Below are 25,132 nucleotides of genomic sequence, written 5' to 3'. Positions count from 1 at the left end.
AACAAATAACAGGTAGTGTCCGTGACAGGCATGTGTTTCAGCCTGCTTAAGAATTGCTACACGGTGAAGAAAAAAAGCAGGGGAGGCTAGGCGGGCCGGGGCTGCGGTGGATTGCTACATCCAATTCATCTTCGCGCGGGTGCTGGCGATTCCGTTGCGTGATGGCTGTGATTTGATGGATGTAGTGGGGCGGCGATTGCAGGCGCAGGTTTAGGCGTCGCGGCTCTAAACAGAAAAGGGCGTTCCTGAGGGAACACCCGTTTTTCCATCCGGAAACCGCCCTGGCTGAACCAATGCTGTCGCCCAGCAAAGTTTCACAATGCCCACCGAGATTACCGCCTAGGATTACGACTCAAGCTCGTATCACCGCACTTCCATCCCACAGGGAACTGAAAAAATGATCTCGAATCTCGTCAAAGTCGTACTAATCGGTGGTGCGTTGCTGTTGAGCGCCTGTTCGGGTGTGAACACCCATAGCGATTACTCAGAAGCCACCCTGCCGTCTGCCGGCTTTGGCCCGGGGCCGACCAACAACCCCGACAAGATGAAATTCCATGGCAGTGCGCTCGGCAACAGCTTCGGCGAGTACAGTTCGGGTTTGTTGCACGACGATTAACGACGGCGGAACTGTTTCCGCCGTTTTGGGTTTTGCCTGATGTGCCGTGTGCTTTGGGTTGGCGACTGCTGCGCAGTTGGACGCAGGCTTCGCCAGTTGCTACGGGGGATAATCTAGCGGCTATTTAGTTTCGGGCGTCGCGATCCATTGGCTTAGGACTTTTTGGTAATTACCTGTCACCTTGGCCAAGTGCAACCACTGATCGACATACAACTTCCAGGTCATGTCGTCGCGCGGCAGCAGGTAAGCCTTTTCCCCATACTGCATAAACTGACTCGGGTTAACTGCGCACAATCCGGGTTTGAGTTTCTGCTGGTACAGCGCTTCCGACGCATCGGTAATCATCACGTCAGCCTTCTTGTCCAGCAGTTCCTGAAAGATGGTCACGTTGTCGTGAAGGCTCAGTTGCGCTTTGGGCAGGAAGGCGTGAACAAACGCTTCGTTAGTGCCGCCGGCCGGTTCAACCAGGCGCACTGAGGGCTGGTTAATTTGCTCGACGGTTTGGTACAGCGCCTGCTCTTCGCAGCGCACCAGCGGGATTTTGCCATCGACGTCTAGCGTGGTGCTGAAGAAGGCTTTTTTCTGGCGCTCCAGAGTGACCGAGATCCCACCCATGCCGATGTCACATTTGCCCGCCAGCATGTCGGGCAACAGGGTTTTCCAAGTGGTCTGCACCCATTCAACCTTGACGCCCAGGCTGTCCGCCAGTGACTGGGCCATGGCGATGTCGATGCCTGAATATTCGCCGTTCTCGGCTTTGTAGGTGTAGGGTTTGTAGTCGCCTGTGGTGCACACGCGAAGTTGGCCTTGCTGGATGACGCTGTCCAGATGCGATGGTTCTGCCTGTACGCCAAACGATAGAACGAGCAAACCGCCGAGCATCATTGTGCTTTTTATATTCTTCATTGTTCTCGGACTTTTTTTGATGGAATCTCATCGGTTCAGCGATAACGCACGACCGTCCCCGAACGGATAATAAACACTAAATACTGTCCTGGGGTTTGAGTCCCGTCTCAACCGCTGACCCCGTTGGCCATTTCCGGACTCAACGTCCCCAGCCATGCCACCAACCCGACAATCAACACCGCTGCCGCCAGTTCCACCAGCACGCTGCGCCGCAACGCATTGGCTGCGACCTGATACTGCCCATCTCGTAGCGACCGTTCCAAAAATGGCCCGAGGTGAAATCTGTTCAACGCCGCGAGCACCAGCATTGCGGCGAACAGTGCGACTTTGATAAACAGCAAAATCCCGTAGGTGCTGAGTAAAACGTCATCCAGTTTCGGGCCAACGATAAACAGATAGTTCACAACACCCGTCACCGTAATGACCACGACGATCAACGCACCTGCGGTTTCAAACCGCGTCACCGCACGGGCCAGCAACCTGATGCGCACTTCGGTTTGCAGCGCATTGATCTTCGCCATCAACGCAAACGCCACCAGTGCACCCAGCCAGGCACCCGCCGCCAACAAATGCAGAATGTCGCTGGTGAAATGCCAGATACGCCGACTGCCTTCATCCATCGCGCCATGTCCGCTCCAGGCCAGGGAGGCGAGGGTAATGCCGCCGGCGATCGAGGCGACCAGCAAACTTACACCGGGCGCGCGAGGGTTGAGCATCATGGCTAAACCGCAGACCACCAGCGCAACGATGCGCACGATCCAGGCCAATCCGACATCCGTCTCAAGCACCATCATCTCGATGTGCGGGCGCAGTTCAGTGAGGTCCGACTCTCCGCTCATGGCGCTCGCCATCGTCACCATGCTGACGACGGACAGCAACACACCCAGCATCGCAGTCCCCGTCAACATCGACCGAAACGACAACACCGCCCCTGACAACCGCTCCCGTCCTTGAAGGCTGTAAAGCCCAAACAGCGCCAGCCCGAACAGCAGCATCAAATCCAGATACAACGCAAACCGCAGCGCAATGCTGACCGAGTCGCTCATCCATCACTTCACTTTAAACGTGACATTGCCGGTGATCGGGTGGGTGTCCGAGGACACCGCGCGCCATTCCACTTTGTAGGTGCCAGTGGGCAGTGGCGACAGTGGAGTGATGACCATGGTTTTCGGGTCGCTGCCGCCGGTGACTTTGGCTTTCATCGGCATCGGCGAGTGGGCCATTCCGGGCATTTCGGTCATCACCAGTTTTGCGCCGGAGAACTGGGTCATGAGGTTTTCCGAGAAGTGCAGTTCGATCGTGTTGGGCGACGCGCCATCCGCGCCTTCAGTTGGGGCGGAGAAGAGCAGTTTCGGGTGTGCTTGAGCGAGTGTGCTCATCAGCAATCCGACGGCGAAAGCGTTGATTTTGATGGTGCGCATGCAAGGCCTCGTTAAATTGTTGTTGTGGGTAAAAGGGTTTAAAACCACAGCCGAACCCCGAGGACGAGGCGCGTTTCACTGCGATCCTCGCCTTCGTTGGTGGCGTAGTCGGCGGTTTTGCCGTAGGTGCGATACCAGGTCACGCCAACGTACGGCGCGAATTCGCGGCGGATTTCATAGCGCAGGCGCAGACCGGCTTCGGTGTTGGACAGACCCGAGCCGATGCCCCGTTGCGGGTCGTTTTTACCGTAGACATTCAGCTCGGCGGTAGGCTGCAGGATGAGCCGGTTGGTCAGCAGAATGTCGTAGTCGCCTTCCAGTCTGGCGGCGGTTTGGCCAGCTTCGCCGATGAACGCAGTGGCCTCGGCTTCGAAGTTGTACAGCGCCATACCTTGCACGCCGAAGGCTGCCCAGGTTTGCGGGGCGCCGGGTTTGAAGTCCTGGCGTACGCCGCTGACCACGTCCCACCAAGGGGAAATCGCGTGGCCCCACAGCGCCTGGACTTCGGCGTCCTCGGTCTTGCCGTTGCTGCGCTCGCCTTCGGAGCGCAGCCACAGGCGATCGATGTCGCCACCGACCCAGCCGGAGAGATCCCAGACGAGCGTGCTGCCGTCGTCGGCGTCCTGCCATTCGAGTTTGTCGGCGAGGAAGTAATAGTTGAGCGCGGAGTCATGCACCTTGTGCCCGCCGGGGCTGGCGAACACGGTGGCGCGATCGGCATCGGTCAGCACCGGTATCGGTGTGCGGCTTTCGGTCGGCGCGGCGGGCTGCATCTGGAAGTCGCCCATGCTTTGCATCTGGCTATGATCCATGCCGGTCATTTGGCTGTGGTCCATGCCCTGCATGTCGTGGGTAGCGGCCATGGCCGAAGAGAGCGTCAGGCCCACCGTCATGAGCGCCAGGGAAATCGGGGTAAGTCTGGTCATGGGATAGCGCCTCATTCTTCCACGCGAACTTCACGGAACATGCCCATTTCCATGTGGTACAGGAGATGGCAGTGATAGGCCCAGCGGCCGAGCGCATCGGCGGTTACCCGGTAACTGCGCCGGGAGCCGGGTGGCATGTCTATCGTGTGTTTGCGCACCATGAACTGGCCGTTTTCGTCTTCGAGGTCGCTCCACATGCCGTGCAGGTGAATGGGGTGGGTCATCATCGTGTCGTTGACCAGCACCACGCGTACTCGCTCTCCGTACTTGAGGCGCAGCGGTTCGGCGTCGGAGAATTTCACGCCGTTGAACGACCAGGCGAATTTCTCCATGTGGCCGGTGAGGTGCAGTTCGATGGTGCGACCTGGCTCTCGGCCATCGGGGTCTTCGAAGGTGCTGCGCAGGTCGGAATAGGTGAGGCCCCTGCGTCCGTTGTTGCGCAGGCCCAACCCCGGATCGTCGAGTTTTGGCGAGGTGGTCATGGCCTGCATGTCCACCAGCGGATTGTCTTTTTCCGTGTCCGGATGAGATTGCATGCCCGGCATGGCCATGCTGCTGTGATCCATGCCTGCCATATCGCCCATGCTGCCGTGGTCCATCCCACCCATGCCCATGTCATCCATGGTCACCCGTGGGCGAGGGTCCAGCGCAGGGATTGGCGCGGATAAACCCGCCTTCGCGCTCAGCGTGCCGCGTGCATACCCGGTGCGATCCATCGATTGGGCGAAGAGGGTGTAGGCCTCTTGCGTCGGCTCGACGATCACATCGAACGTCTCCGCCACCGCGATCCGAAACTCGTCGACGTTCACCGGTTTGACGTGCAATCCATCTGCCGCCACCACGGTCATTTTCAGGCCGGGAATGCGCACGTCGAAATACGTCATGGCAGAGCCGTTGATGAAGCGCAGGCGCAGCTTCTCGCCGGGCCGGAACACACCGGTCCAGTTCATGTCCGGCGCCTGGCCGTTGATCAAAAAGGTGTAAGTGGCGCCACTGACGTCGGCGAGATCGGTTGGGTTCATCCTCATCTCGGCCCACATCTTTCGATCCGCGACCGTTGGGCCCCAACCTTTTTCGCCGACGTCGTGGATGAAATCACCCACGGTGGGTTTGTTGTAGTTGTAGTAGTCGGACTGTTTTTTCAGCGTCTTCATCAGGCTGACGGCGTCTTCGTCGGTCCAGTCGGTCAGCATCACCACGTAGTCGCGGTCGTACTGGAACGGCTCAGGCTCTTTGGCGTCGATCACCAGCGGGCCGTAAACGCCGGACTGTTCCTGAAGGCCTGAATGGCTGTGGTACCAGTAAGTACCGTTTTGCCGAACCTTGAATTGGTAGAGGTACATTCCCCCGGGTTCGATGCCGTGGAAGCTCAAGCCTGGTACGCCGTCCATGTTGGCCGGCAGCAAAATGCCGTGCCAGTGGATGGAGGTGTCGTCCTTGAGTTTGTTCCTCACCCGCAACGTGACGGTGTCGCCTTCACGCCAGCGCAGCAGCGGGCCGGGAATGCCGCCGTTGATGGTCATGGCGGAGCGTGGGTTGCCGGTGAAGTTGACCGGGGTTTCGCCGATCAACAGGTCGAAATCGGTGCCTGCCAGGACTTGAAGTTCGCCGGGGCTGGTGACTGCCCAGACCGGTGCGCGCCATAAGCCGAGGCCGCCGAGCAACCCGCCGGCGGCCAGGCCCTTCACGAAAGTGCGTCTTGAAGTGTTGGAATGCATGCCGTTGTTCCCGGTCCGTCAACGTGGAGTTGACGGCGAGACTAACGAAGGCTGCCTTTCAGAAGACTGAGGTGGGGATTACAGTTTTGACAGGTTCACGCGGTATTTACTTGCGGATGGTTGATTTGGCCGCCGACGCGACGGTTTCACTGCCGCAATTGATATAAGAAGAACTCTTCAACCAACGCTGATCCGGATAGTAAGAAAACAACAACTGCCCATCTTTCATCGAATCAATCAGCCGATGCGCAATCGCCGGCCTGACTGCCGGGCAACCGAGGCTTCGGCCAATCCGGCCATTCACGCGGGCTAGCATCGGGCTGACATACGGTGCGCCGTGAATCACGATCGCCCGGTCAAACGCGTTGTCGTTGAACCCCGGTTCCAGGCCTTCCATGCGCAGCGAGTAGCCGTTTTGCCCGACATAACTTGACTGCGTGCGGTACAAGCCGAGACTGGTGGCGAAGCTTTCGTTTTTATTGGAGAAGTTAACGGCCATGTTCTCGCCGGTATTGCGCCCGTGGGCCACCAGTTCATGGAACAGTAACTTGCGTTTCTTTAGATCGAACACCCACAACCGTTGTTGAGTCGAAGGCAGGGAATAGTCGATGACTGCAAGCCTTTGAACAGGGGCTGCGCCTTGAGCAATGCTGCATTTTGAAGCGCGGACCGCCAGGTCAATGACCTTGGCGTCGGCAGTGGGGGCTGCTTTGACGAGGGCGGCGGCAAGCGAATCGGCGTAAGCTGATGGTACGGACATTGCAGTCAGTATCAGGGCCGCGATTGGAAGGCCGAAACGTAGTAACGCCATATGGATGTCTCATCATGTTAAGTGCGAGTCTAGCAGTGCGTGGGAAGCTAGCTGGTGAATGCGGGAGATTAAGGATTATCTATGGTGCAATTAACAAGGTTATTCGTCATAAGCCGCATACTTTTTATGGGCTTTCTGATCAGCGGTGCAGCGGTTGCCGAAACTTCGCCGATTGAGCCGGCAACTGCGCCGAGCGCCGTTATGGACGCTGCACCGGACGACAACGTCGCTCAAACGATTCAGGCAACACTTGCGCCGATGAAAACCGCGTTTCCGCCATTGCTCACTTCAAAGCGCTATCGGCGGGTGGATGTCAGCCGTCTGGTCATGGATTTTTATACCCATCGTGCCTATCGCGCGGCGTGGTCGAATGACAGCGACGTCGCGCAGTTGATCAAAAGCTTGAACGACACGCAGGCCGACGGTTTGAACCCGGCGGATTTCCATATTGAAGAAATTGTCCGGACACAGCCTTCAGTACTCGCCTTGACCGCCACGACTGAGCAGCGGGCAGCCTTTGATATCGCAACCACCCACACCTTTATTACTGCGCTGCAGCAGTTGCGGCGCGGCAAGGTCGACCCGTCGCGGCTCGACAATCACTGGAATTTTGACTCGAACGGCGTCGCCCCCCGTGACGACTTCAACGCCTTCTTCGCGGCACTCGACAATCACGACGTGGCGAGTGCTTTTGCACAGGCACCGCCGCAAGAAGCGGTGTACAAGAGTCTGCGTCAGGCATTGGCGCAACTGCGCGGTGTTCGGGACAGAGGCGGCTGGCCGAAAGTCGCTGTAGACCATTCGCTCAAGCCCGGCATGGACGAACCCGCTGTCGCACAGCTGCGTGCGAGGATGGTCGCGGCAGGCTTTCTTGATCCACGATTGGGCCGCGACACGAAATACGACGGTGCCGTCACCGCTGCGGTGAAGAAGTATCAGACCGAGCAATACCTTGGCGCGGATGGTGTGGCGGGGGCAACTACGCTGGAGGCGCTGAATGTGCCTGTTGAGGCGCGCATCGACCAGGTGCGGGTGAACATGGAGCGGGCGCGCTGGCTGCTTTATAAACTGCAGGGCACTTTTGTTATCGTCGATATCGCCGGCTACAAGGTGGCGATGTACCGCGATGGCCAACCGATCTGGCGATCTCGGGTGCAGGTGGGTAAAGCAGCTCGCAATACACCGATTTTTCAGGCGCAGATCACCTACATCACGTTTAACCCGACCTGGACTGTACCGCCGACGATCCTCAAGGAAGACGTGCTACCGAAAGTTCAGGCGAATCCAGACTATCTGGCCAACAACCGGATACGCGTACTTGATCGAGAAGGCAATGTGCTCGAACCGTCATCCGTTGACTGGAGCAATCCGCGCGGGCTCACCCTGCGCCAGGATGCCGGCCCTGACAGCTCGCTGGGCCAGGTGGTGATCCGCTTCCCCAACGACTATGCGATTTACCTCCACGACACACCGCACCGCGAGTTATTTGCCAAAACTGTGCGCGCGACCAGTTCGGGCTGCATCCGCGTAGAGAACCCGCTGCAATTGGTGGAACTGTTGTTCAACGACCCGGTTAAATGGAACAGCGCCGGCATTCAAAAACAATTGGCCAATGGCAAGACACAGAACATCTCGCTTCCGGTTAAAGTGCCGGTGTTGTTGGCGTACTGGACGGTGGATCTGGAGAGTGGCGGGCGAGTGGCGTTCAAGCCAGATGTGTATGGCTACGATGCGCCGGTGTTGCGGGCGTTGAACCGGCCTTCGCCATTGCCGGTGCTGGATTTGCATGCGGCTTTGGGGGCGGGCAGGTAGTCAGGTCTTCAAGATAAAGTCATTTTTACTGACCCAGATCCGGGTCGGAATGGAGTTACGGTCAACTTGCCCTTGCAGGGTATAGGCGAGATCGTCGTACCAGACCGGATCCTCCAGGTACCAGGAGTGGGAAATCATGCCGTCGATGATCTTGAATTTTCTTTTGGGGACAGCCTTGTAACGCGGTCCGCAATCAACATCGACGGCCTTTTCGTGCGCTGGCGTATCAATCGGCATGCCAGCGCGTCCGACGCGCGAGCTGATGTCTATGTTTTTGACATTTGAAACGGCCAGCGCTTCATCGTAACCACTGAAGTAGTTGGTCAGTCGGCCGCAGTGGTTGAAGATCGGAATCATGTCCGAGTTGTTGAGCTCAAAGCACTCGGAGGAGATATCTGCCGCAAACAACACCAGTTGACCGATGCGCCAGTCATTGGCCAGGTCCGCATTGCGAGTTTTATCGACCGCGCGTACCGCCTCACGCACCACGAAGGCGCCCATGGAGTGCGCCATGATATGGATGTTTATGGGGCAGTCTTTTAGCGTGTAGTTGGCAAACGGGATGATGCCGCCAGTTACTAACAACGTGGCGGCTTCCTGCGCTTCGGAGCGGTCATACAGATACAATTCAGCGCTGCCTGCACTTGGCCAGTCGAAGCCGATCACCATGCAGTTGTATTTGCGTTTTTTCAGTTCGCTCTCGACCAGTCGCTGGCGCTTGAGTGCTTCTTTTGAATCGGTGTTGTAGCCATGAACGAAAAAAACAATATCCAGTTCTTTTCCGGGTTTGGTGCCTGGAGGGTTCGCTTGTAGGACGATCAGGTCCAACCACTGTTTGACGGTACTTACCTGATCTGAAGGGGTGGGTTCGGTGGCGGCACTGGACACTTTCAAATATGAAACGGCACCGGTGCGATTACCAAACCTGTTCTGCCCAGAAACCTTGGCGCGTGTGCCCAAAACAAAACTGTCCATGCATGTTGTCCTGTGCTGTCGGTCGAACACAGTCGAGGGTCGAATAGAAGGTTAGTCCCAAAGCTCCAAACCTTCCTGCACGACCGAAAGCAGATTGTTCTCCGTCAGCGCAACCGCATCCAGTTGTTGTCCTGGCTGTTCAATGACCTGTAACCACCAATGTGTTTCGCCATGCTCACCGACGGTACGCAGCAATGCGAGCTCTTTGCCTTTGGAGTGAATCTCTACGCGGCCCTCGCCATCTTCGGTGAAACGCGCGACGGGGTCGAAAGTCAGGGTATGGTCATTACCTTCGATCACCAGTTGGTCGATGGCATAGTTGAACGTTTCCCCCTCCGGATCGCGCTCGAAAACGTGTGTGGGGTTGTGCCGCAATACCAGGCCGACCTCCGTCAGCGGCAGCAGCCAGTGCTCGATCTGGCGATACAGTTCGTAAACCTGGTTCGGCCAGCTATCGATCGCCTGATCGGCGTGGGTAGCCCCAGTGTGTTTCAACTTCATGGCGAGCTCGTCTGCCTTACTCATGTCGATTCCTTATCATGATGTAAGAGTAATCGTAGCTCCTTCAGCGTTATCGGGTTTTGCCTTGGGTCATATCCACAGGTCAATTCATTCCGATGTCCAGGCGCATTAACGACCATTCAGTGCTATTTCAGGCCGGCAACACCCCGACAACCGGTCGTCCGCCTGTCAGTTCTTGCTGAATCGATCGTCTAGAGTTCCGTTAGAGCTGCCGACCCCGGCAGCGCTCCCCATTGCAAGGACGATCGCCTAAATGTGGATTACTCAAGCATTGACAGCCGTTGCTCTAACGCTTGCGGCCGCGGCCGTTTTTCCCCTGGCCAGCCAGGCTCAACCGAAAGTCACGCCCGAAGAAGCGCATGCCATCGGCGTTGAAGCCTACCTGTATTTTTATCCGCTGTTGACCATGGACATCACCCGCAAGCAGTTCACCAATATCGAACCCGGCAAGGAGTTCGGTAAAGGCCCGATGAACATGTTTGTGAGTGTGCCAGAGTACCCGCCCGCGAGTTTCAGAGGTGTGGTGCGGCCGAACTTCGATACGCTGTATTCCATCGCCTGGCTCGACTTGACCAAAGAGCCATTGGTGATTTCCGCGCCGGACACGGCAGGGCGCTTTTATCTGTTGCCGATGCTCGACATGTGGAGCGACGTTTTCGCGTCGCCCGGTTGGCGCACGACTGGCACCCAGGCCAGTCAGTTTCTGGTGACACCGCCGGGCTGGACCGGAACGGTGCCGGTGGGATTGAGTCATTTACCGGCACCGACGACTTTTGTCTGGATCATCGGTCGGACCAAAACTGACGGGGAAGCCGACTATGCGGCGGTGCACAAGATTCAGGCGGGCTACACCGTGACGCCATTGTCGCTGCTGGGTAAAAAAGCTGAACCGGTCACCGTGAAAATCGACCCGACGGTGGACATGAAAACGCCGCCGAAGATTCAGGTTGATACGATGTCGGCGGCCAATTATTTTGCCTACGCCGCCGAGTTGCTCAAAATGAATCCGCCTCATCTCACCGACCAGCCGATTCTGGCGCAGATGCAACGCATCGGTATCGAGGTGGGAAAATCGTTCAACATCGAGGCACTGGATCCGGCCGTTAAAGCCGCGCTGCAAACCGCGCCTGAAGAAGCGCAAACGCTGATGAAGTGGAAGGTTGCCTCGCTCGCTCCTGTGGTCAACGGCTGGTCGATGAACACCGACACCATGGGCGTCTATGGCAACTACTACCTTAAGCGCGCGATCGTGGCGCAGGTCGGTTTGGGAGCGAACTTGCCCGAGGATGCCATTTATCCGCTGAACATGGGCGATGACCAAGGCAAGCCACTCGATGGGGCCAACAAGTACGTGCTGCATTTCGATAAGGGTGAAGCGCCACCGGTGAACGCTTTCTGGTCGATCACGTTGTACGATCCGGAAGGGTTCCAGGTGGGCAATACACTCAACCGTTTTGCGGTCAGTAGCTGGATGCCGTTCAAGACCAATGCCGACGGTTCGCTGGATATTTATTTCCAGAATGAAAGCCCCGGCAAAGACCTTGAGGCCAATTGGCTTCCTGCCCCCAAAGGTGCGTTCAACTTGACCATGCGCTTGTACGGCCCGAAATCCGAGGCGTTGACCGGTAAGTGGAGCCCGCCCCCGGTCAAACGACTGTGACGATCGGGTAGCGAAAACAGGCCATGAACTGCTTCATGGCCTGTTTTTATTCATTCCGCTGCTGGTTCCAATCCCGGCACCCCCGGCACCTCCGCCAGCCGCCCCGGTACCTTTTATCGCCTGCAGCGTTTGCCACGGCAACTGTCCTTACTCACTCCTGACACAACTGGATACCGCCAATCCGTAGCGAGCGTCGGACCATGAAGAACTTGAAAATCGCCACCTTCAATGTCAACGGCTTGCGAGCGCGTCTTCCCAATCTGCTGGCGTGGCTAGAACGCGAGAAACCGGACATCGCGTGTTTGCAGGAGCTCAAGTCGGTCGACACGGCCTTTCCAGTCGCGGAACTTGAAGAGGCCGGTTACGGCGCCATTTGGCAGGGCCAGTCGTCGTGGAACGGGGTGGCGATCCTGGCGCGAGATGCGCAACCTTTGGAGATTCGACGCGGTTTGCCGGGTGACGACACGGATACCCACAGTCGCTATCTGGAAGCGGAGGTGCACGGCGTGCTGGTGGGGTGTCTGTATCTGCCCAATGGCAACCCGCAGCCGGGGCCGAAGTTCGATTACAAACTGGCGTGGTTCGAGCGGCTGATCGCCTATGCCAAGGATCTGCAAAGCAGCGAGCATCCGGTGGTGCTGGCGGGTGACTACAACGTGGTGCCCACTGATCTGGACATCTACAACCCGCGTTCCTGGCTCAAGGATGCGTTGCTACAACCGCAAAGCCGCGAGTGTTATCAGCGCTTGCTGGATCAGGGCTGGACTGACTCCCTGCGCCATCTGTACCCGCAGGATCGGCTTTACACGTTCTGGGATTATTTCCGACAGCACTGGCAGACAAATTCCGGGCTGCGCATCGATCACCTGTTGTTGAACCCGGCGCTGAGTTCGTATCTGCAAGAGGCGGGGGTCAATGCCTGGGTACGCAATGAACCGCATGCCAGTGATCACGCGCCGACGTGGATTCGTGTGAGCTCGCGCAAGCGACATTGACATTGATGAGAGCGGTGATTGGCGAAATCAATTGTCAGTTGCACTGCTTTATCCCTTATACATGGCGACCATCGGCGGAGTGATCCGCGGCCCATGCATAAGGACTGAGCAATGAGCGAGCCACGCCTGACCCACCTTGCGTTGTATCTACAGCGTCTGGGCTTCGACGCGCCCCCGGCGTCGACCCTGGAAACCCTGCGCCAGCTGCAACTGCGCCACACCGGTGAATTCGCGTTCGAAAACCTCACCACGTTGTCGGGCGAGCCGGTGCTGATTGACCTGCCGTCCATCGAGCAAAAAGTCCTGTACGACGGTCGAGGTGGTTACTGCTATGAGCTCAACAACCTGTTCCTGGCGTTGCTCCAGGCATTAGGCTTTGATGCTCACGGCATCACCGGCCGGGTAGTGATGGGCCAGCGCGAGGGCGCGTGGACCGCTCGCACGCACCGCTTGAGCCTGGTCACGCTGGACGGCGTGCGTTACATCACTGACGTCGGTTTCGGCGGCATGGTCCCTACTGCACCGCTGATGCTCGATACCGAAGCCGAACAACTCACCCCCCATGAACCGTATCGCATTGAACGGCATGAAGACGGCTACACCCTGCGCGCCAACGTCGGCGGCGAGTGGCGGGCGATGTACATCTTCGACCTGCAACGCCAGGAAGACATCGATTACACCGTCGGCAACTGGTACGTCTCGACCCATCCCGAGTCGTCGTTTGCCAGGCAACTGATGGTTGCCCGGACCGGGGAGGGCTGGCGCCGTACGCTGAACAACGGCAGTTTTGCAATACATCGGGTCGGTCGCGAAAGCGAACGGCGGCAGGTGGTGGATGTGGATGAGCTGATCGGGTTGCTGAAGGATGAGTTCGGGATCCGGGTGCCGGAACATGTGGGTTTGAAGCGAGTGCTTGAGCAGTTGGTCCGCCCAGACTGAGCCAGCGTTTTTTGAGACTCCACAGGGGGATAACTCAAGGCGCCATCACTCGATGAATTTCACTGAGAACCTCGGATAATTTTTTTTCGAGGTTCTTCAGCTCGGAGGCGGTTATCCCTTCTTTGAAATGTCCGGCATTCGCGAAAGCGGCACGCTGGTCGAGCTCGGCGGTTGTTTTCCTGTGATTGAGCAGTGCCTGACGCAAGGTGTTATTGATCACTGTCTGATAGCCAAATCCCTCACTCTCGGCGAGTGAACGAGCCGCCTCTATGACGGCATCATCGAGCATGATGGTGATTCTGGTTTTGCCTTTGCTGGAGGCAACAGCCCCACGCTTGGCATTGCTGAAGTCGTATTCATCTTTCATCGGTCAATCCTCCATGTACCGTCGGCGCTCGTTTTTGGTAGCGATGCGCGCGGAAATGATTCGAACGAAATTCGGATCTCGATAGGTATACGCAACGACCAACAAGCGACCCTTGGCATCCATCCCCATGATGATCCACCGTTGTTCATCATGGTGGTGGTCTTGAAGCGTAAGCGCTCGCTCGTCACAGAAAACCGGCTCTGTTTCTGAAAGGCTGATGCCCTGGTGCTTTAATTTGTTGGCTGCGTTTTTTGCCTTGTGAAACTGAATTTCGAATGGCTTCATTATGCATACTTTATATGTATAAGCGAGAGGCGACCGTGCCGGCGGTCGCTGGGAATGCCAAAGCCTAGTGGGGAATGTGGAAGGGCCGCGTCACGATGTATTTCAAAAGTTTTGAGGGGAGGAAAGCCGCACAGCCAAGGGTGAAATGAACAACTGGTCATAATCTGAATGATAAGTTGTATACAACTCTATAGACAGTTGTCCTGTGTTTTGAATACAGTGTGCGCATAACAAAAACCAGGGAACCCCCCAACCATGAAAACGCCCCATGTTTCACACCAACGGCCCGAGGATGAAAACCTTGGGATCGGCGCGAATATGGCTTACGGCCTGCAACATGTTCTGACCATGTACGGCGGCATCGTCGCGGTGCCATTGATCATCGGTCAGGCGGCCGGGCTCTCGCCGGCGGACATCGGTTTGTTGATTGCTGCTTCATTGTTTGCAGGGGGGCTGGCGACGTTACTCCAGACCCTTGGTTTACCGTTTTTCGGTTGTCAGTTGCCGCTGGTGCAGGGCGTATCGTTCTCTGGCGTCGCGACCATGGTGGCGATTGTCAGCAGTGGCGGGGAGGGCGGGTTTCAGTCGATTCTCGGGGCGGTGATTGCCGCATCGTTGATAGGCTTGTTGATCACGCCGGTGTTCTCGCGCATCACCAAGTTCTTCCCGCCGCTGGTCACGGGCATTGTGATCACCACCATCGGCCTGACGCTGATGCCGGTGGCTGCACGCTGGGCCATGGGCGGCAATAGCCACGCTCCAGACTTCGGGAGCATGGCGAACATTGGTCTGGCGGCGGTGACACTGGTGTTGGTTCTGCTGCTGAGCAAGATCGGTAGCGCGAGCATCTCCCGATTGTCGATTCTGTTGGCGATGGTCATCGGCACGGTCATCGCGGTGTTCCTTGGAATGGCAGACTTCTCGTCTGTTACCGAAGGCCCGATGTTCGGCTTCCCGACGCCGTTCCATTTCGGCATGCCGACCTTCCACTTCGCCGCCATCCTGTCGATGTGCATCGTGGTCATGGTAACGCTGGTGGAAACCTCGGCGGACATCCTCGCCGTCGGTGAAATCATCGGCACCAAAGTCGACTCCAAACGCCTGGGCAATGGTCTGCGCGCCGACATGCTGTCGAGCATGTTTGCGCCGATCTTCGGCTCGTTCACCCAAAGCGCCTTCGCCCAGAACGTCGGGCTGGTGGCGGTGACCGGGATCAAGAGTCGCTTCGTGGTCGCCACGGGTGGTTTGTTTCTGGTGATTCTCGGCTTGCTGCCCTTCATGGGCCGGGTCATCGCGGCGGTGCCGACGTCTGTCCTTGGCGGCGCCGGTATCGTGCTGTTTGGCACCGTGGCGGCCAGTGGTATTCGTACGCTGTCCAAAGTTGATTACCGCAACAACGTCAACCTGATCATCGTCGCCACCTCCATCGGTTTCGGTATGATCCCTATCGCTGCACCGAACTTCTACGACCACTTCCCAAGCTGGTTCGCGACCATCTTCCACTCGGGCATCAGCTCTTCGGCGATCATGGCCATCGTGCTCAACCTGACCTTCAATCACCTCACGGCCGGTAACTCGGATCAGCAGTCGGTGTTCGCGGCTGGTACTGAGCGTGTGCTGCGTTATCAGGATCTGGCAGCGTTGCGTGAAGGGGATTACTTCAGCGAAGGCAAGCTGCATGACTGCGACGGGAAAGAAATTCCGGTGGTGGAGATGGACCACGGACATGGAGAACCGCGTGCGGCGCATGCGAAAAGCAGTGAGCATGTCTGACAACATTCAAGTCTTGGCAATATGAAAAAGGCGTCCTTTGGGGACGCCTTTTTTATTGTCCGAATTGCGCTCTGGCGACGGAGTTGACCAAGCGGGCTTCGGCTGCCACTGTCATCAAATGTGAAGTCACTGACGTCAAATGAAAAGCAGTCGGCGTGCTCGTGACGATACTGGTTTTCCCTGCGAAACCCCGTTTACACATCAAGCCTGGCGGGGGAGAGCTGTCAGTTGCATCTCAGTAAAACAATTATAGAGAGCGCAGAATGAAGTTCAGTTTTATAGATAACAGCAAGCCGAGTCGCCGGCGCGTTCTACGCGATGTCTTCACCCTGGCAGTGGCGGCCTCTCCATTGGCAAGCCTCGCCAAGGCAGCCGACGAAACCAAGACGGCCGACGAAACCGCCGAAGAAGTAACCTTTGCTGCTGGTCCACGGCCGCTGGTGCAATACCCGCAAAAGCGCCCGTTGACCTTGGTGACCGCTCGCCCACCGCACCTTGAGACGCCGTTCCCTGTCTTCAACGAAGGGCCGATCACCCCGAATGACGCCTTTTTCGTGCGTTACCACCTGGCCAATTTCCCTACCAGCATCGATCCGGATACTTACCGTCTGACGATCAAGGGCGCGGTTAACACGCCGCTGTCGCTTTCCCTGGCAGAACTCAAGGGTCTCGCCGAACCGGTAGAAGTGGTGGCCGTCAATCAGTGTTCGGGTAATAGCCGTGGCTTCTCGATGCCGCGTGTGTTTGGCGCTCAGTTGGGCAATGGTTCAATGGGTAATGCCCGCTGGGTGGGAGTACCACTCAAGGCGGTACTGGAAAAGGCCGGTGTGAAAGCCGAAGCCAGGCAAGTGACATTCCGTGGGCTGGATAAGCCCGTGCTGCCAAGCACGCCGGAGTACATCAAGGCCCTGGATATCAGCCATGCCATGGACGGTGAACCGATGATCGCCTGGTCAATGAATGGAACCGATCTGCCGTTCCTCAACGGCTACCCGATACGTCTGGTAGTGCCAGGCTATTTCGGCACGTACTGGGTCAAACACCTGAATGAGATCGAAGTCGTCGACCATACCTTCGATGGTTTCTTCATGGCGAAAGGTTACCGCCTTCCGGACAACGATTGTTTATGCATCACCCCCGGCACCACTGCGGCACAAACCAAACCGATTTCCAAATTGGCGATACGCAGCTTCATCACCAGCGTTAAACATGGCGATGTGTTGCCGCTGAAAAAAAACGTGGTGCTCAAGGGCATTGCGTTCGACGGCGGTGTTGGCGTCAACAAGGTGGAAATCTCGATCGACGGCGGAAAAAACTGGCGCGAAGCCAAGCTTGGGCAGGACCTTGGCCGTTTCTCCTTCCGTGAGTGGACGCTGCCGATCACCTTTACCAGCAAGGGCGCCACACAATTGATGGTGCGAGCCAGTAACAGTGCGGGCGAGACGCAACCGCTGCGAGCCGACTGGAACCCTGGCGGCTACCGCCGCAATGTCGTAGAAACCAGCCACGTGACTGTCGCCTGAGGGGCCTGCATGAAACTCATGAAACGCATGACCACTTTGCTGTGCGCGGCTCAGGTTTGTTTGGCTACGCTGGCTAGTGCAGCGCCACTGTCGATCACGTTGCCGCCGGAAACGGCTGTGCTCAAGCCCAATGCGCTGCCTGGTTATCAGTTGGCGCAACAGAAATGTTCCACCTGCCACTCTGCCGATTACATCAACTTCCAGCCTCCTGGCATGAGCCTGGCGCAATGGACGGCAGAAGCGGGCAAGATGCAGAAGGTGTATGGAGCTCCGATCAGCGATCAGGATGTGAGCATGATCGGCGCCTACCTTGCGGTGACCTACGGTAGTGCTCATACGAGCGATGCCGATGTGCAGGCGGCCTCGAGCCCGACGGCAAGCCAACCCCCGGCGTCGCCTGTCGCAAAACCCGATGCCATGGCTTTGCTCCAGAACAACTCCTGTCTGTCCTGCCACGCGATCGATCATAAGGTCGTAGGCCCGGCCTATCACGATGTGGCTGCCAAGTACGCCAATGACCCGCAGGCGCTGGCCAAGGTAACGTCCAGCATTCAGCATGGTGGTGCCGGCAAATGGGGGGAAATCCCGATGCCGCCTTTCGCGCAGTTAAGCCCGGACGATCTGAAAACCCTGACTACGTTTATATTGCAGCAGTAAGTTCAGTCCCGGCTCATCTGAGCCGGGAACCTGCTCTCTGACGGCTGTATCGGCTGCGTAAAAACGCATGCACGTTTTTAAGGTCCGCGCTTATCCTCTGCTCTTGCAAGGTGGCTGAACAAACACATAATTCACGCAGAAGCACCGCTTTCAGGCCGATATCTGTTACTGCAAGCACCCAAAAGCGTTTTTACACAGCCTCGACCCGAAGCGGACCCTCATAGGGGAGGCGACGGGGTCGATGAGCTTGGCCGGGTGCACTCGCACCGCAAGGACTGTCAGGACCGTTGCATAAGAAACCATTGGCGTGCCGCAATCCATCCACCATGGCTTACGAATGGATCGGTGACGAGGAATTCAGTTGGCCGCGTTGAAGTTCCGGTTAAATACCACCACGTCGACGTGGGAAGGATTCTTGGCGAAGAGCTCAGGTAAACGCGTATTAAGCTCCTCTCGTTTCTGCGCTGCGGCTCCCTTGACTGCGGCGGCCAGCGCCGGACGCATTTGATCAGCGGTGTAATCGCAGCAGTACGCTGGAGTGCATGGTTGTTGGCGCCACGAATCCTCGAGGCTTCCGCTGTCGACTGGCTCGAAGCCAACTTCATCGACTAGCTTCATCACGAGAGTTTTCTGACGGGCATCGTCGCCAGCGACGGCGACTCCCAGACGACCTTCCGACCCTTTCGGCTTACCAAGATTTTCCAGCGAGTAAGCCAGAAGATTGTTGAAGGCCTTGATGACCGGTCGGCCGAGCTGCTCGCTGACCCAGACACTCTCCGTTTGACCAGATTCCAATGCGGGGATCTGCGCGTCTCTCAGGCCTGGATAGTAGTTGCTGGTGTCGACCACCGGAACCGAGGATGGCAATGCGGCCAGCAGGTCTTCTGGAAGCGTTGCGATTGCGGGTAGTGGGATGGCAAGCATCACTGCATCAGCGCCGTCGATGGCATCTTCGAGGTCGGTGGGGATGACGCCTGCCTCTTTAGCAAAACTGCTCACAGCAGCCTTTCCGCGGGAGTTGGCCACGCGGACCTCATGGCCTGCAGCGGCGAGTCGACGGGCAAGGTTCCCGCCGATAGATCCGATTCCAACGATAGCGATTTTCATAGTCCCTCCAAGGATTCAAAGTCCAGATACGATATTATCGCTGCTGCAAAATTCGCAAGAACCGACGTTTTTGTCTGTAACACACCAAAAGGTAAGTATCGATGGATCGTGAGTGGGAATGTGAGAACCCATTACGGCGTCAGGCCTGGTCTGCCGCCATCAACGCTACGCTTCGCGTGCTGGAGGGGAAGTGGAAGATCGTCATCATCAATGAGCTGATGGCCGCCAAAGGCCGGCCGCTTCGATTCTCTGAACTGGAGAAGCTCATTCCCGATGTCACGCAGAAGATGCTTATCCAGCAGTTGAAGGGGCTCCAACAAGACGACATCGTCCACCGAACGGTTTACCCAGAGGTGCCTCCGCGGGTGGAGTACGCCCTGACAGAGCTTGGTCATGCACTTGCCCCTACTATGACAGCGCTTATCGACTGGGCCGAACTCCGTCACCAGCACGATGCAAAGCGCGTCGAGACCACTTAGCGACGTAGAATCTTCGGGCTGAGAGGAGGCACTCGCCGATAAACCTAAAAAAAACGGCCGGTTACGCGACCACTGCTAGACGTTTGGCAATTGCTCCGGCTTGCGAGGCCCGATAGCCGGCGAAGGCGGCTTCTTTACCTCGGTGCAGACGGCCAAACATCCTTCGGACTGGACGGTTTGTGACGATATTGCAATTTGGTCACAAGTTGTCAACCCGCTTTGGGATGCGTAAGCTGCTCGCATGAACCAGCCATCCGTTTCTTCTCCCAGCGCCCGCGGCCCAGCCGATCACGACATTCGAGACCAGATTGTCGCGGCGGCCAACGAGCATTTCAGTCAGTACGGTTACGGCAAAACAACGGTTTCTGACCTCGCCAAGGCCATCGGTTTTTCCAAGGCTTACATCTACAAGTTCTTTGAATCCAAGCAGGCGATTGGTAACGCTATCTGTACCAATTGCCTGACGGAAATCGTTGCAGCTGTGGAGCAGGCTATCAATGCAGACGGCATCTCGCCAACTGAGCGTTTTCGGCGATTGGTCAAAACCCTGATCGCTACCGGTGTGAGCCTGTTCTTTAACGACCGTAAACTCTATGACATCGCGGCGTTCTCTGCGTCGGAGCGCTGGCCGAGCTCGCAAGTCTATGACGCTCAGATCAAGAACTTCGTGTTGCAAATCGTGCGTGAGGGGCGAGAACTCGGCGAGTTTGAACGCAAGACACCGTTGGACGAGACAGTAGAAGCGATTCATCTTGCTCTGCGGCCCTACATCAATCCTCTGCTATTGCAGTACAACCTCGATTTTGTTGAAGAAGCCCCTTCGCTCATCTCCAATCTTGTTCTGCGCAGCCTAATGCCTTAAGCCGCAGCTGACGGATGGGCTGCCATCCGTATCAACGTGCGCGCCTTTAAAACCGGATCTCTAGCCTTTCTGCGTTGCTCTGATCAACAGGGTGGCGTGCATTTGCTTAAATGGTGACTATTGACAGAAATGGTCACTTGAATAAGCATAGGGCATCCGCTACTTAGAGGTCTCTATGATCCAGCGCCCCCGCCTGTCATTCATTTTCATTGGCTTGTTGCCGTTTGCCCTGACGGCCTGCAACGAGGCCGCGCCTGCAGATCCTCGTCTCCAGATGCCCTTGGTGCGCATTGGTGTAGTTCAACCTTCCGCACCTGCGGCACGGGTATTCACCGGTATCGTCGCCGCTCGAGTTCAGAGCGATCTCGGTTTTCGGGTGCCTGGGAAAGTCTTGGAGCGCTTGGTGGACTCTGGGCAGAGTGTCAAGCGCGGGCAGCCACTCATGCGCATCGATGCCAACGATCTGACGCTGACCGCGAGGGCGCAGCAGGAAGCGGTGCTGGCCGCTATTGCCCGAGCCCGGCAGGCCTCCGATGATGAGCTTCGCTACCGTAAACTGGTGTCCGTCGGAGCGGTATCTGCTTCAGCTTACGCAGGGTTCAAAGCGGCTGCCGACTCGGCGAAAGCCCAACTCAACGCTGCCCAAGCCCAGGCTGATGTGGCGAAAAACGCGACCGGTTATTCGACGTTATTGGCTGATGCTGATGGGGTTGTGGTGGACACCTTGGCTGAGCCGGGACAGGTGATTGGCGCAGGTCAGGTGGTGGTGCGTGTTGCCCACTCAGGGCAGCGCGAGGCGGTGATCCAGTTGCCCGAGACGTTACGTCCTGCGCTGGGCTCGGCGGCGACGGTTGAGTTATACGGCCAGCACCAGACTGCAGGTAGCGCGCGTTTACGCCAGTTGTCCGACTCTGCCGACCGACAGACCCGAACGTTTGAAGCGCGTTATGTGCTGGAGGGGGCGCTCTCCAACGCCACCCTGGGTTCGACGATCTCAGTGGTTATCGCTGACACGGATGTTGCTGATGCCAAGGAATTACAGGTGCCCATGGGGGCCCTCTACGACGCCGGTAAAGGCCCGGGGGTCTGGGTGGTGGGCGGGGAACCGGAGCAGGTGGCATGGCGCCCGATCAAAGTTCGCAGCCTGAATAATGAGGCCAGCGTGCGCGTGACGGGTGATCTGCAGGTGGGTGATCGTGTTGTCGCATTGGGTGCTCACTTGCTGAGTGAGGGAGAGAAGGTCAGGACTGAACTCGCCGATGCTCCGCAAAATTCAGTGGTTGAGGTAAGTCGATGAGCGGCTTCAATCTTTCGGCGCTGGCCGTACGCGAGCGCTCAATCACCCTGTTTTTGATCCTGCTGATTTCTGTGGGTGGGTTGTACGCCTTCTTCAAACTGGGGCGTGCGGAAGACCCCGCATTCACCATTAAACAATTGACGGTGGTCACCGCCTGGCCTGGGGCGACGGCCCTGGAGATGCAAGATCAGGTGGTAGAAAAACTGGAAAAACGCATGCAGGAACTGCGTTGGTACGATCGGACCGAGACCTTTACCCGGCCCGGCTTGGCATTCACCACGGTTTATCTGCTCGATAGCACGCCGCCCTCAGCCGTCCAGGAGGAGTTTTACCAGGCGCGCAAAAAAATTCTGGATGAGCAGAAGGGGTTGCCGTCTGGGGTGATCGGCCCGATGGTCAATGATGAGTATTCCGATGTCACCTTCGCGCTCTATGCGCTCAAGGCCAAGGGCGAGCCGCAACGCCTGTTGGTGCGCGAAGCCGAGAGCTTGCGCCAGCGTCTGTTGCATGTGGCGGGTGTGAAGAAGGTCAACATCATTGGTGAACAGGCCGAGCGCATTTTTGTCGAGCTGTCGTATGAGCGTCTGGCGACACTAGGTATTTCCGCACGAGACATCTTCAGTGCGTTAAACACGCAGAACATGATGACTCCGGCCGGCTCAGTTGAAGCGAAGGGCCCACAGGTTTTTATCCGCCTGGATGGTGCGTTTGATGACCTGCAGAAGATTCGTAATACCCCGCTGACGGTGCAGGGTAGAACCCTCAAGTTGTCCGATGTGGCTGAGGTCAAGCGCGGTTATGAGGACCCTGCGACGTTCCTGGTACGCAACAATGGCGAGCCGGCATTGTTGCTCGGCGTGGTAATGCGCGATGGCTGGAACGGTCTGGATCTGGGGAAATCGCTGGAGGCTGAGGCGATAGCGATCAATGAGCAGATGCCCTTGGGCATGAGCCTGACCAAGGTCACGGATCAGGCGGTGAACATCGGCGCATCCGTCAACGAGTTCATGATGAAGTTTTTTGCTGCCCTGGGCGTGGTGCTGCTGGTGTGCTTTCTCAGCATGGGCTGGCGTGTCGGCGTTGTGGTTGCCGCGGCGGTACCGCTGACCCTGGCCGCGGTGTTCATTGTCATGGCGGCCACGGGCAAAGACTTCGATCGAATTACCCTGGGCTCGTTGATTCTGGCGCTGGGACTGCTGGTGGACGATGCAATCATTGCCATTGAAATGATGGTGGTGAAGATGGAGGAGGGCTACGACCGAATCAAGGCCTCTGCTTATGCCTGGAGCCACACGGCCGCGCCGATGTTGTCGGGGACGTTGGTGACGGCGATCGGCTTTATGCCCAACGGTTTTGCCAAATCGACCGCTGGTGAGTACACCGCGAATATGTTCTGGATCGTTGGCATTGCGCTGATCACTTCCTGGGTGGTGGCCGTGGTGTTTACCCCTTACCTGGGCGTCAAACTGCTGCCGCAGATCAAGGTACCCGAAGGCGGGCATGCGGCGATTTACGGTACACCGAACTACCAGCGTTTCAGGCGCCTGCTGGGCAGTGTGATCCGCCGCAAAGGCCTGGTGGCGACATCCGTCGTTGGCTTGTTTGTTGTTGCGATTCTGGGCATGGGCGTGGTCAACAAGCAGTTTTTCCCAACGTCTGACCGACCTGAGGTGCTGGTTGAGGTGCAGATGCCTTACGGCACCTCTATCGAACAGACTGATGTGGCGGCGGCCAAGGTCGAGGCGTGGTTGGCTCAGCAGCCAGAGGCCAGGATCGTCACCGCTTACATTGGCCAGGGCGCGCCGCGCTTCTATTTGGCGATGGCACCTGAGCTACCCGATCCATCCTTCGCAAAAATCGTCGTCCTGACCGCGAATCAGCAAGAGCGTGAGGCGCTCAAGCTCCGCCTCAGACAAGCCGCGGCCGATGGCTTGGCGCCTGAAGCTCGGGTGCGGGTGACGCAGTTGGTATTTGGTCCTTATTCACCGTATCCGGTGGCCTTCCGGGTGATGGGCGCCGACCCCGCGATGTTACGAGATATCGCCGCGCAGGTGCGCGAGGTCATGACCGCCAGCCCCATGATGAGGACAGTCAACACCGACTTGGGCGAGCGCACACCAGCGCTTCATCTCACGCTGGATCAGGATCGCTTGCAATCTTTCGGCTTGACCTCGACCGATGTCGCGCAACAGTTGCAATTCCTGCTCACGGGAGTGCCTGTCACCGAGGTGCGCGAGGACATTCGTTCGGTTCAGGTGGTCGCTCGCTCGGCGGGAGAGACGCGTCTGGATCCGTCGAAAATTGCCGCCTTCACGCTGACCGGCGCCCAAGGGCAGCGCGTGTCGCTGTCCCAGGTGGGGGCGGTGGATGTGCGCATGGAGGAGCCCATTCTGCGACGTCGTGATCGTACGCCGACGATAACCGTGCGCGGTGACGTGGCTGAAGGTCTTCAGCCACCCGATGTCTCCAATGCTTTGATAACGCAGTTGCAGCCCATCATCGAAAAACTGCCGGCGGGCTACCGCATTGAGTTTGCCGGCGCGATCGAGGAGTCGGGTAAAGCGAACAAGGCATTGCTGCCGTTGTTCCCGATTATGATCGCGCTAATGTTGCTGACCATCATCATTCAGGTGCGCTCGATGTCGGCAATGATGATGGTGTTCGCCACCGCGCCTTTGGGCCTGATTGGTGTGGTGCCAATTCTGCTGCTGTTCCAGCAACCGTTCGGGATCAACGCCTTGGTGGGACTGATTGCCTTGTCTGGGATTCTGATGCGCAACACGCTGATCCTCATCGGCCAGATTCACTCCAATAAGCAAGCCGGCCTGTCGCCTTACAACGCCGTGGTCGAAGCCACTGTGCAGCGCGCGAGGCCCGTGATTCTCACGGCGTTGGCGGCGATGCTGGCGTTCATTCCTCTGACCCATTCGGTATTCTGGGGAACGCTGGCCTACACCCTGATTGGCGGTACGTTTGCCGGCACAGTGCTGACCTTGGTGTTCCTGCCAGCGATGTACTCCCTCTGGTTCAAGATCAAGCCTGAGTCCGCGCATGAGCTTGCAGCGAACACTCATGTTGCTTGATATCTACGTGCGGCTTGGCCGAACGGCAAGCCGCGTCGGAGATTGAAGCAGTAGTGCGCGACATGAAGGGTACTCCCTTTTATCGAACTGACCTTTATCCCGAACTCAGATCCAACGGAACGCCAAAACGAAAAAACCCGCTCGAACAGACTGTGTGAAAACCTAGCAATCTGCCTGGCGATCAAAGAAAATGCTCCGCATCGAAAGATACGGAGCATTTTTCGTTATGGCCTACATCCAGGGACAGTCCCGTACCCAGACCAGTTTGTTCCCGGTTTCGCTGGAGGAGTTGATCCCTGAGGATCACCTCGTTCGCGTTATCGACATCTACGTCGCCAAGCTGGACCTGGTGCGACTGGGCTTTGATAAAGCGCTACCCAAAAGCACTGGCCGCCGCC

General features: G+C 57.5%; 23 protein-coding genes and 1 pseudogene. 13 read left to right on the top strand and 11 right to left on the bottom strand.

Annotated features, from left to right (window positions below):
* Nucleotides 1-397: 397 nt before the first annotated feature.
* A complete protein-coding gene (locus AC1DWM_RS20115) occupies nt 398-616 on the top strand; it encodes a YceK/YidQ family lipoprotein (protein WP_223521137.1) in 219 nt (72 codons plus the stop codon).
* A 120-nt stretch (nt 617-736) separates the two neighbouring features.
* On the opposite strand, the gene AC1DWM_RS20110 is transcribed toward AC1DWM_RS20115, so the two are convergent.
* The 6 genes from AC1DWM_RS20110 to AC1DWM_RS20085 form a co-directional block, all read right to left on the bottom strand.
* Nucleotides 737-1,522: a transporter substrate-binding domain-containing protein gene (locus tag AC1DWM_RS20110; protein ID WP_477795962.1), complete on the bottom strand. Its 786-nt coding sequence runs from the start codon at nt 1,520-1,522 to the stop codon at nt 737-739.
* Between the two features lie 107 nt (nt 1,523-1,629).
* A complete protein-coding gene (gene copD / locus AC1DWM_RS20105; protein WP_223521141.1) occupies nt 1,630-2,568 on the bottom strand; it encodes a copper homeostasis membrane protein CopD in 939 nt (312 codons plus the stop codon).
* 3 nt (nt 2,569-2,571) lie between these two features.
* Nucleotides 2,572-2,943: a copper homeostasis periplasmic binding protein CopC gene (gene copC / locus AC1DWM_RS20100; RefSeq protein WP_477795961.1), complete on the bottom strand. Its 372-nt coding sequence runs from the start codon at nt 2,941-2,943 to the stop codon at nt 2,572-2,574.
* Between the two features lie 38 nt (nt 2,944-2,981).
* On the bottom strand, nt 2,982-3,869 hold the full coding sequence (locus AC1DWM_RS20095) for a copper resistance protein B (RefSeq protein WP_477795960.1): 888 nt from the start codon (nt 3,867-3,869) through the stop codon (nt 2,982-2,984).
* A gap of 11 nt (nt 3,870-3,880) precedes the next feature.
* Nucleotides 3,881-5,587 carry a copper resistance system multicopper oxidase gene (locus AC1DWM_RS20090; protein ID WP_477795959.1) on the bottom strand — a complete coding sequence of 569 codons (1,707 nt, stop codon included), beginning with the start codon at nt 5,585-5,587 and terminating at the stop codon, nt 3,881-3,883.
* A 106-nt stretch (nt 5,588-5,693) separates the two neighbouring features.
* Complete coding sequence (locus AC1DWM_RS20085; RefSeq protein ID WP_223521148.1) at nt 5,694-6,398, bottom strand: murein L,D-transpeptidase catalytic domain family protein; 705 nt, start codon at nt 6,396-6,398, stop codon at nt 5,694-5,696.
* Nucleotides 6,399-6,479: 81 nt separating this feature from the next.
* On the opposite strand from AC1DWM_RS20085, the gene AC1DWM_RS20080 reads away from it, so the two are divergent.
* Nucleotides 6,480-8,210 carry a L,D-transpeptidase family protein gene (locus AC1DWM_RS20080; protein ID WP_477795958.1) on the top strand — a complete coding sequence of 577 codons (1,731 nt, stop codon included), beginning with the start codon at nt 6,480-6,482 and terminating at the stop codon, nt 8,208-8,210.
* Here AC1DWM_RS20080 and AC1DWM_RS20075 read toward each other — a convergent pair whose 3' ends face one another.
* Together AC1DWM_RS20075 and AC1DWM_RS20070 are read right to left on the bottom strand one after the other, a co-directional pair.
* Nucleotides 8,211-9,185: an alpha/beta hydrolase gene (locus tag AC1DWM_RS20075; RefSeq protein WP_477795957.1), complete on the bottom strand. Its 975-nt coding sequence runs from the start codon at nt 9,183-9,185 to the stop codon at nt 8,211-8,213. It abuts the gene before it with no gap.
* 51 nt (nt 9,186-9,236) lie between these two features.
* Nucleotides 9,237-9,710 carry a hypothetical protein gene (locus tag AC1DWM_RS20070; protein WP_477795956.1) on the bottom strand — a complete coding sequence of 158 codons (474 nt, stop codon included), beginning with the start codon at nt 9,708-9,710 and terminating at the stop codon, nt 9,237-9,239.
* Between the two features lie 250 nt (nt 9,711-9,960).
* Between AC1DWM_RS20070 and AC1DWM_RS20065 the strand changes: the two genes are divergently transcribed.
* The 3 genes from AC1DWM_RS20065 (at nt 9,961) to AC1DWM_RS20055 (ending at nt 13,301) form a co-directional block, all read left to right on the top strand.
* Nucleotides 9,961-11,367: a DUF1254 domain-containing protein gene (locus AC1DWM_RS20065; protein WP_477795955.1), complete on the top strand. Its 1,407-nt coding sequence runs from the start codon at nt 9,961-9,963 to the stop codon at nt 11,365-11,367.
* Between the two features lie 200 nt (nt 11,368-11,567).
* The gene (xth, locus tag AC1DWM_RS20060) at nt 11,568-12,362 is read left to right on the top strand and encodes an exodeoxyribonuclease III (RefSeq protein WP_477795954.1); all 795 of its coding nucleotides are present in this window, start codon (nt 11,568-11,570) and stop codon (nt 12,360-12,362) included.
* A 111-nt stretch (nt 12,363-12,473) separates the two neighbouring features.
* Entirely contained in the window at nt 12,474-13,301 is an 828-nt protein-coding gene (locus AC1DWM_RS20055) for an arylamine N-acetyltransferase family protein (protein ID WP_477795953.1), read from the top strand.
* Nucleotides 13,302-13,335: 34 nt separating this feature from the next.
* Here the strand turns inward: AC1DWM_RS20055 and AC1DWM_RS20050 are convergent, their stop codons facing one another.
* Together AC1DWM_RS20050 and AC1DWM_RS20045 are read right to left on the bottom strand one after the other, a co-directional pair.
* Nucleotides 13,336-13,668, bottom strand: coding sequence for a BrnA antitoxin family protein (locus tag AC1DWM_RS20050; protein ID WP_477795952.1), 333 nt, complete (start codon nt 13,666-13,668; stop codon nt 13,336-13,338).
* A 3-nt stretch (nt 13,669-13,671) separates the two neighbouring features.
* Nucleotides 13,672-13,953 (bottom strand): BrnT family toxin, encoded by a 282-nt coding sequence (locus tag AC1DWM_RS20045; protein WP_223521052.1) that lies wholly within the window; start codon nt 13,951-13,953, stop codon nt 13,672-13,674.
* 255 nt (nt 13,954-14,208) lie between these two features.
* On the opposite strand from AC1DWM_RS20045, the gene AC1DWM_RS20040 reads away from it, so the two are divergent.
* The 3 genes from AC1DWM_RS20040 to sorB all read left to right on the top strand — a co-directional run bounded on the left by AC1DWM_RS20040 (nt 14,209) and on the right by sorB (nt 17,906).
* Entirely contained in the window at nt 14,209-15,726 is a 1,518-nt protein-coding gene (locus tag AC1DWM_RS20040; protein WP_477795951.1) for a nucleobase:cation symporter-2 family protein, read from the top strand.
* A gap of 263 nt (nt 15,727-15,989) precedes the next feature.
* Nucleotides 15,990-17,249: a SorA family sulfite dehydrogenase catalytic subunit gene (sorA, locus tag AC1DWM_RS20035; protein ID WP_477795950.1), complete on the top strand. Its 1,260-nt coding sequence runs from the start codon at nt 15,990-15,992 to the stop codon at nt 17,247-17,249.
* A 9-nt stretch (nt 17,250-17,258) separates the two neighbouring features.
* Nucleotides 17,259-17,906 (top strand): SorB family sulfite dehydrogenase c-type cytochrome subunit, encoded by a 648-nt coding sequence (gene sorB / locus AC1DWM_RS20030; protein WP_477795949.1) that lies wholly within the window; start codon nt 17,259-17,261, stop codon nt 17,904-17,906.
* A 357-nt stretch (nt 17,907-18,263) separates the two neighbouring features.
* Here the strand turns inward: sorB and AC1DWM_RS20025 are convergent, their stop codons facing one another.
* Entirely contained in the window at nt 18,264-19,013 is a 750-nt protein-coding gene (locus AC1DWM_RS20025; protein WP_223521045.1) for an NADPH-dependent F420 reductase, read from the bottom strand.
* A gap of 101 nt (nt 19,014-19,114) precedes the next feature.
* Between AC1DWM_RS20025 and AC1DWM_RS20020 the strand changes: the two genes are divergently transcribed.
* From AC1DWM_RS20020 to AC1DWM_RS20000, 5 genes and pseudogenes are all read left to right on the top strand, one after another.
* Nucleotides 19,115-19,492, top strand: a complete 378-nt coding sequence (locus AC1DWM_RS20020; RefSeq protein WP_477795948.1) for a winged helix-turn-helix transcriptional regulator — start codon at nt 19,115-19,117, stop codon at nt 19,490-19,492.
* A gap of 241 nt (nt 19,493-19,733) precedes the next feature.
* The gene (locus tag AC1DWM_RS20015) at nt 19,734-20,354 is read left to right on the top strand and encodes a TetR/AcrR family transcriptional regulator (protein WP_477795947.1); all 621 of its coding nucleotides are present in this window, start codon (nt 19,734-19,736) and stop codon (nt 20,352-20,354) included.
* Between the two features lie 175 nt (nt 20,355-20,529).
* Nucleotides 20,530-21,651, top strand: coding sequence for an efflux RND transporter periplasmic adaptor subunit (locus AC1DWM_RS20010; RefSeq protein ID WP_223521039.1), 1,122 nt, complete (start codon nt 20,530-20,532; stop codon nt 21,649-21,651).
* Nucleotides 21,648-24,734, top strand: coding sequence for an efflux RND transporter permease subunit (locus tag AC1DWM_RS20005; protein ID WP_477795946.1), 3,087 nt, complete (start codon nt 21,648-21,650; stop codon nt 24,732-24,734). Before AC1DWM_RS20010 ends, AC1DWM_RS20005 begins: the two co-directional genes overlap by 4 nt.
* A 226-nt stretch (nt 24,735-24,960) precedes the next feature.
* Nucleotides 24,961-25,132: pseudogene (locus AC1DWM_RS20000) on the top strand (IS5/IS1182 family transposase); the annotation flags it as partial.

The sequence above is a fragment of the Pseudomonas sp. P4_C8 genome (assembly GCF_056401975.1).
Note: the sequence above shows the minus strand (reverse complement) of the source record. Positions and strands in the feature narration are given on the sequence as shown.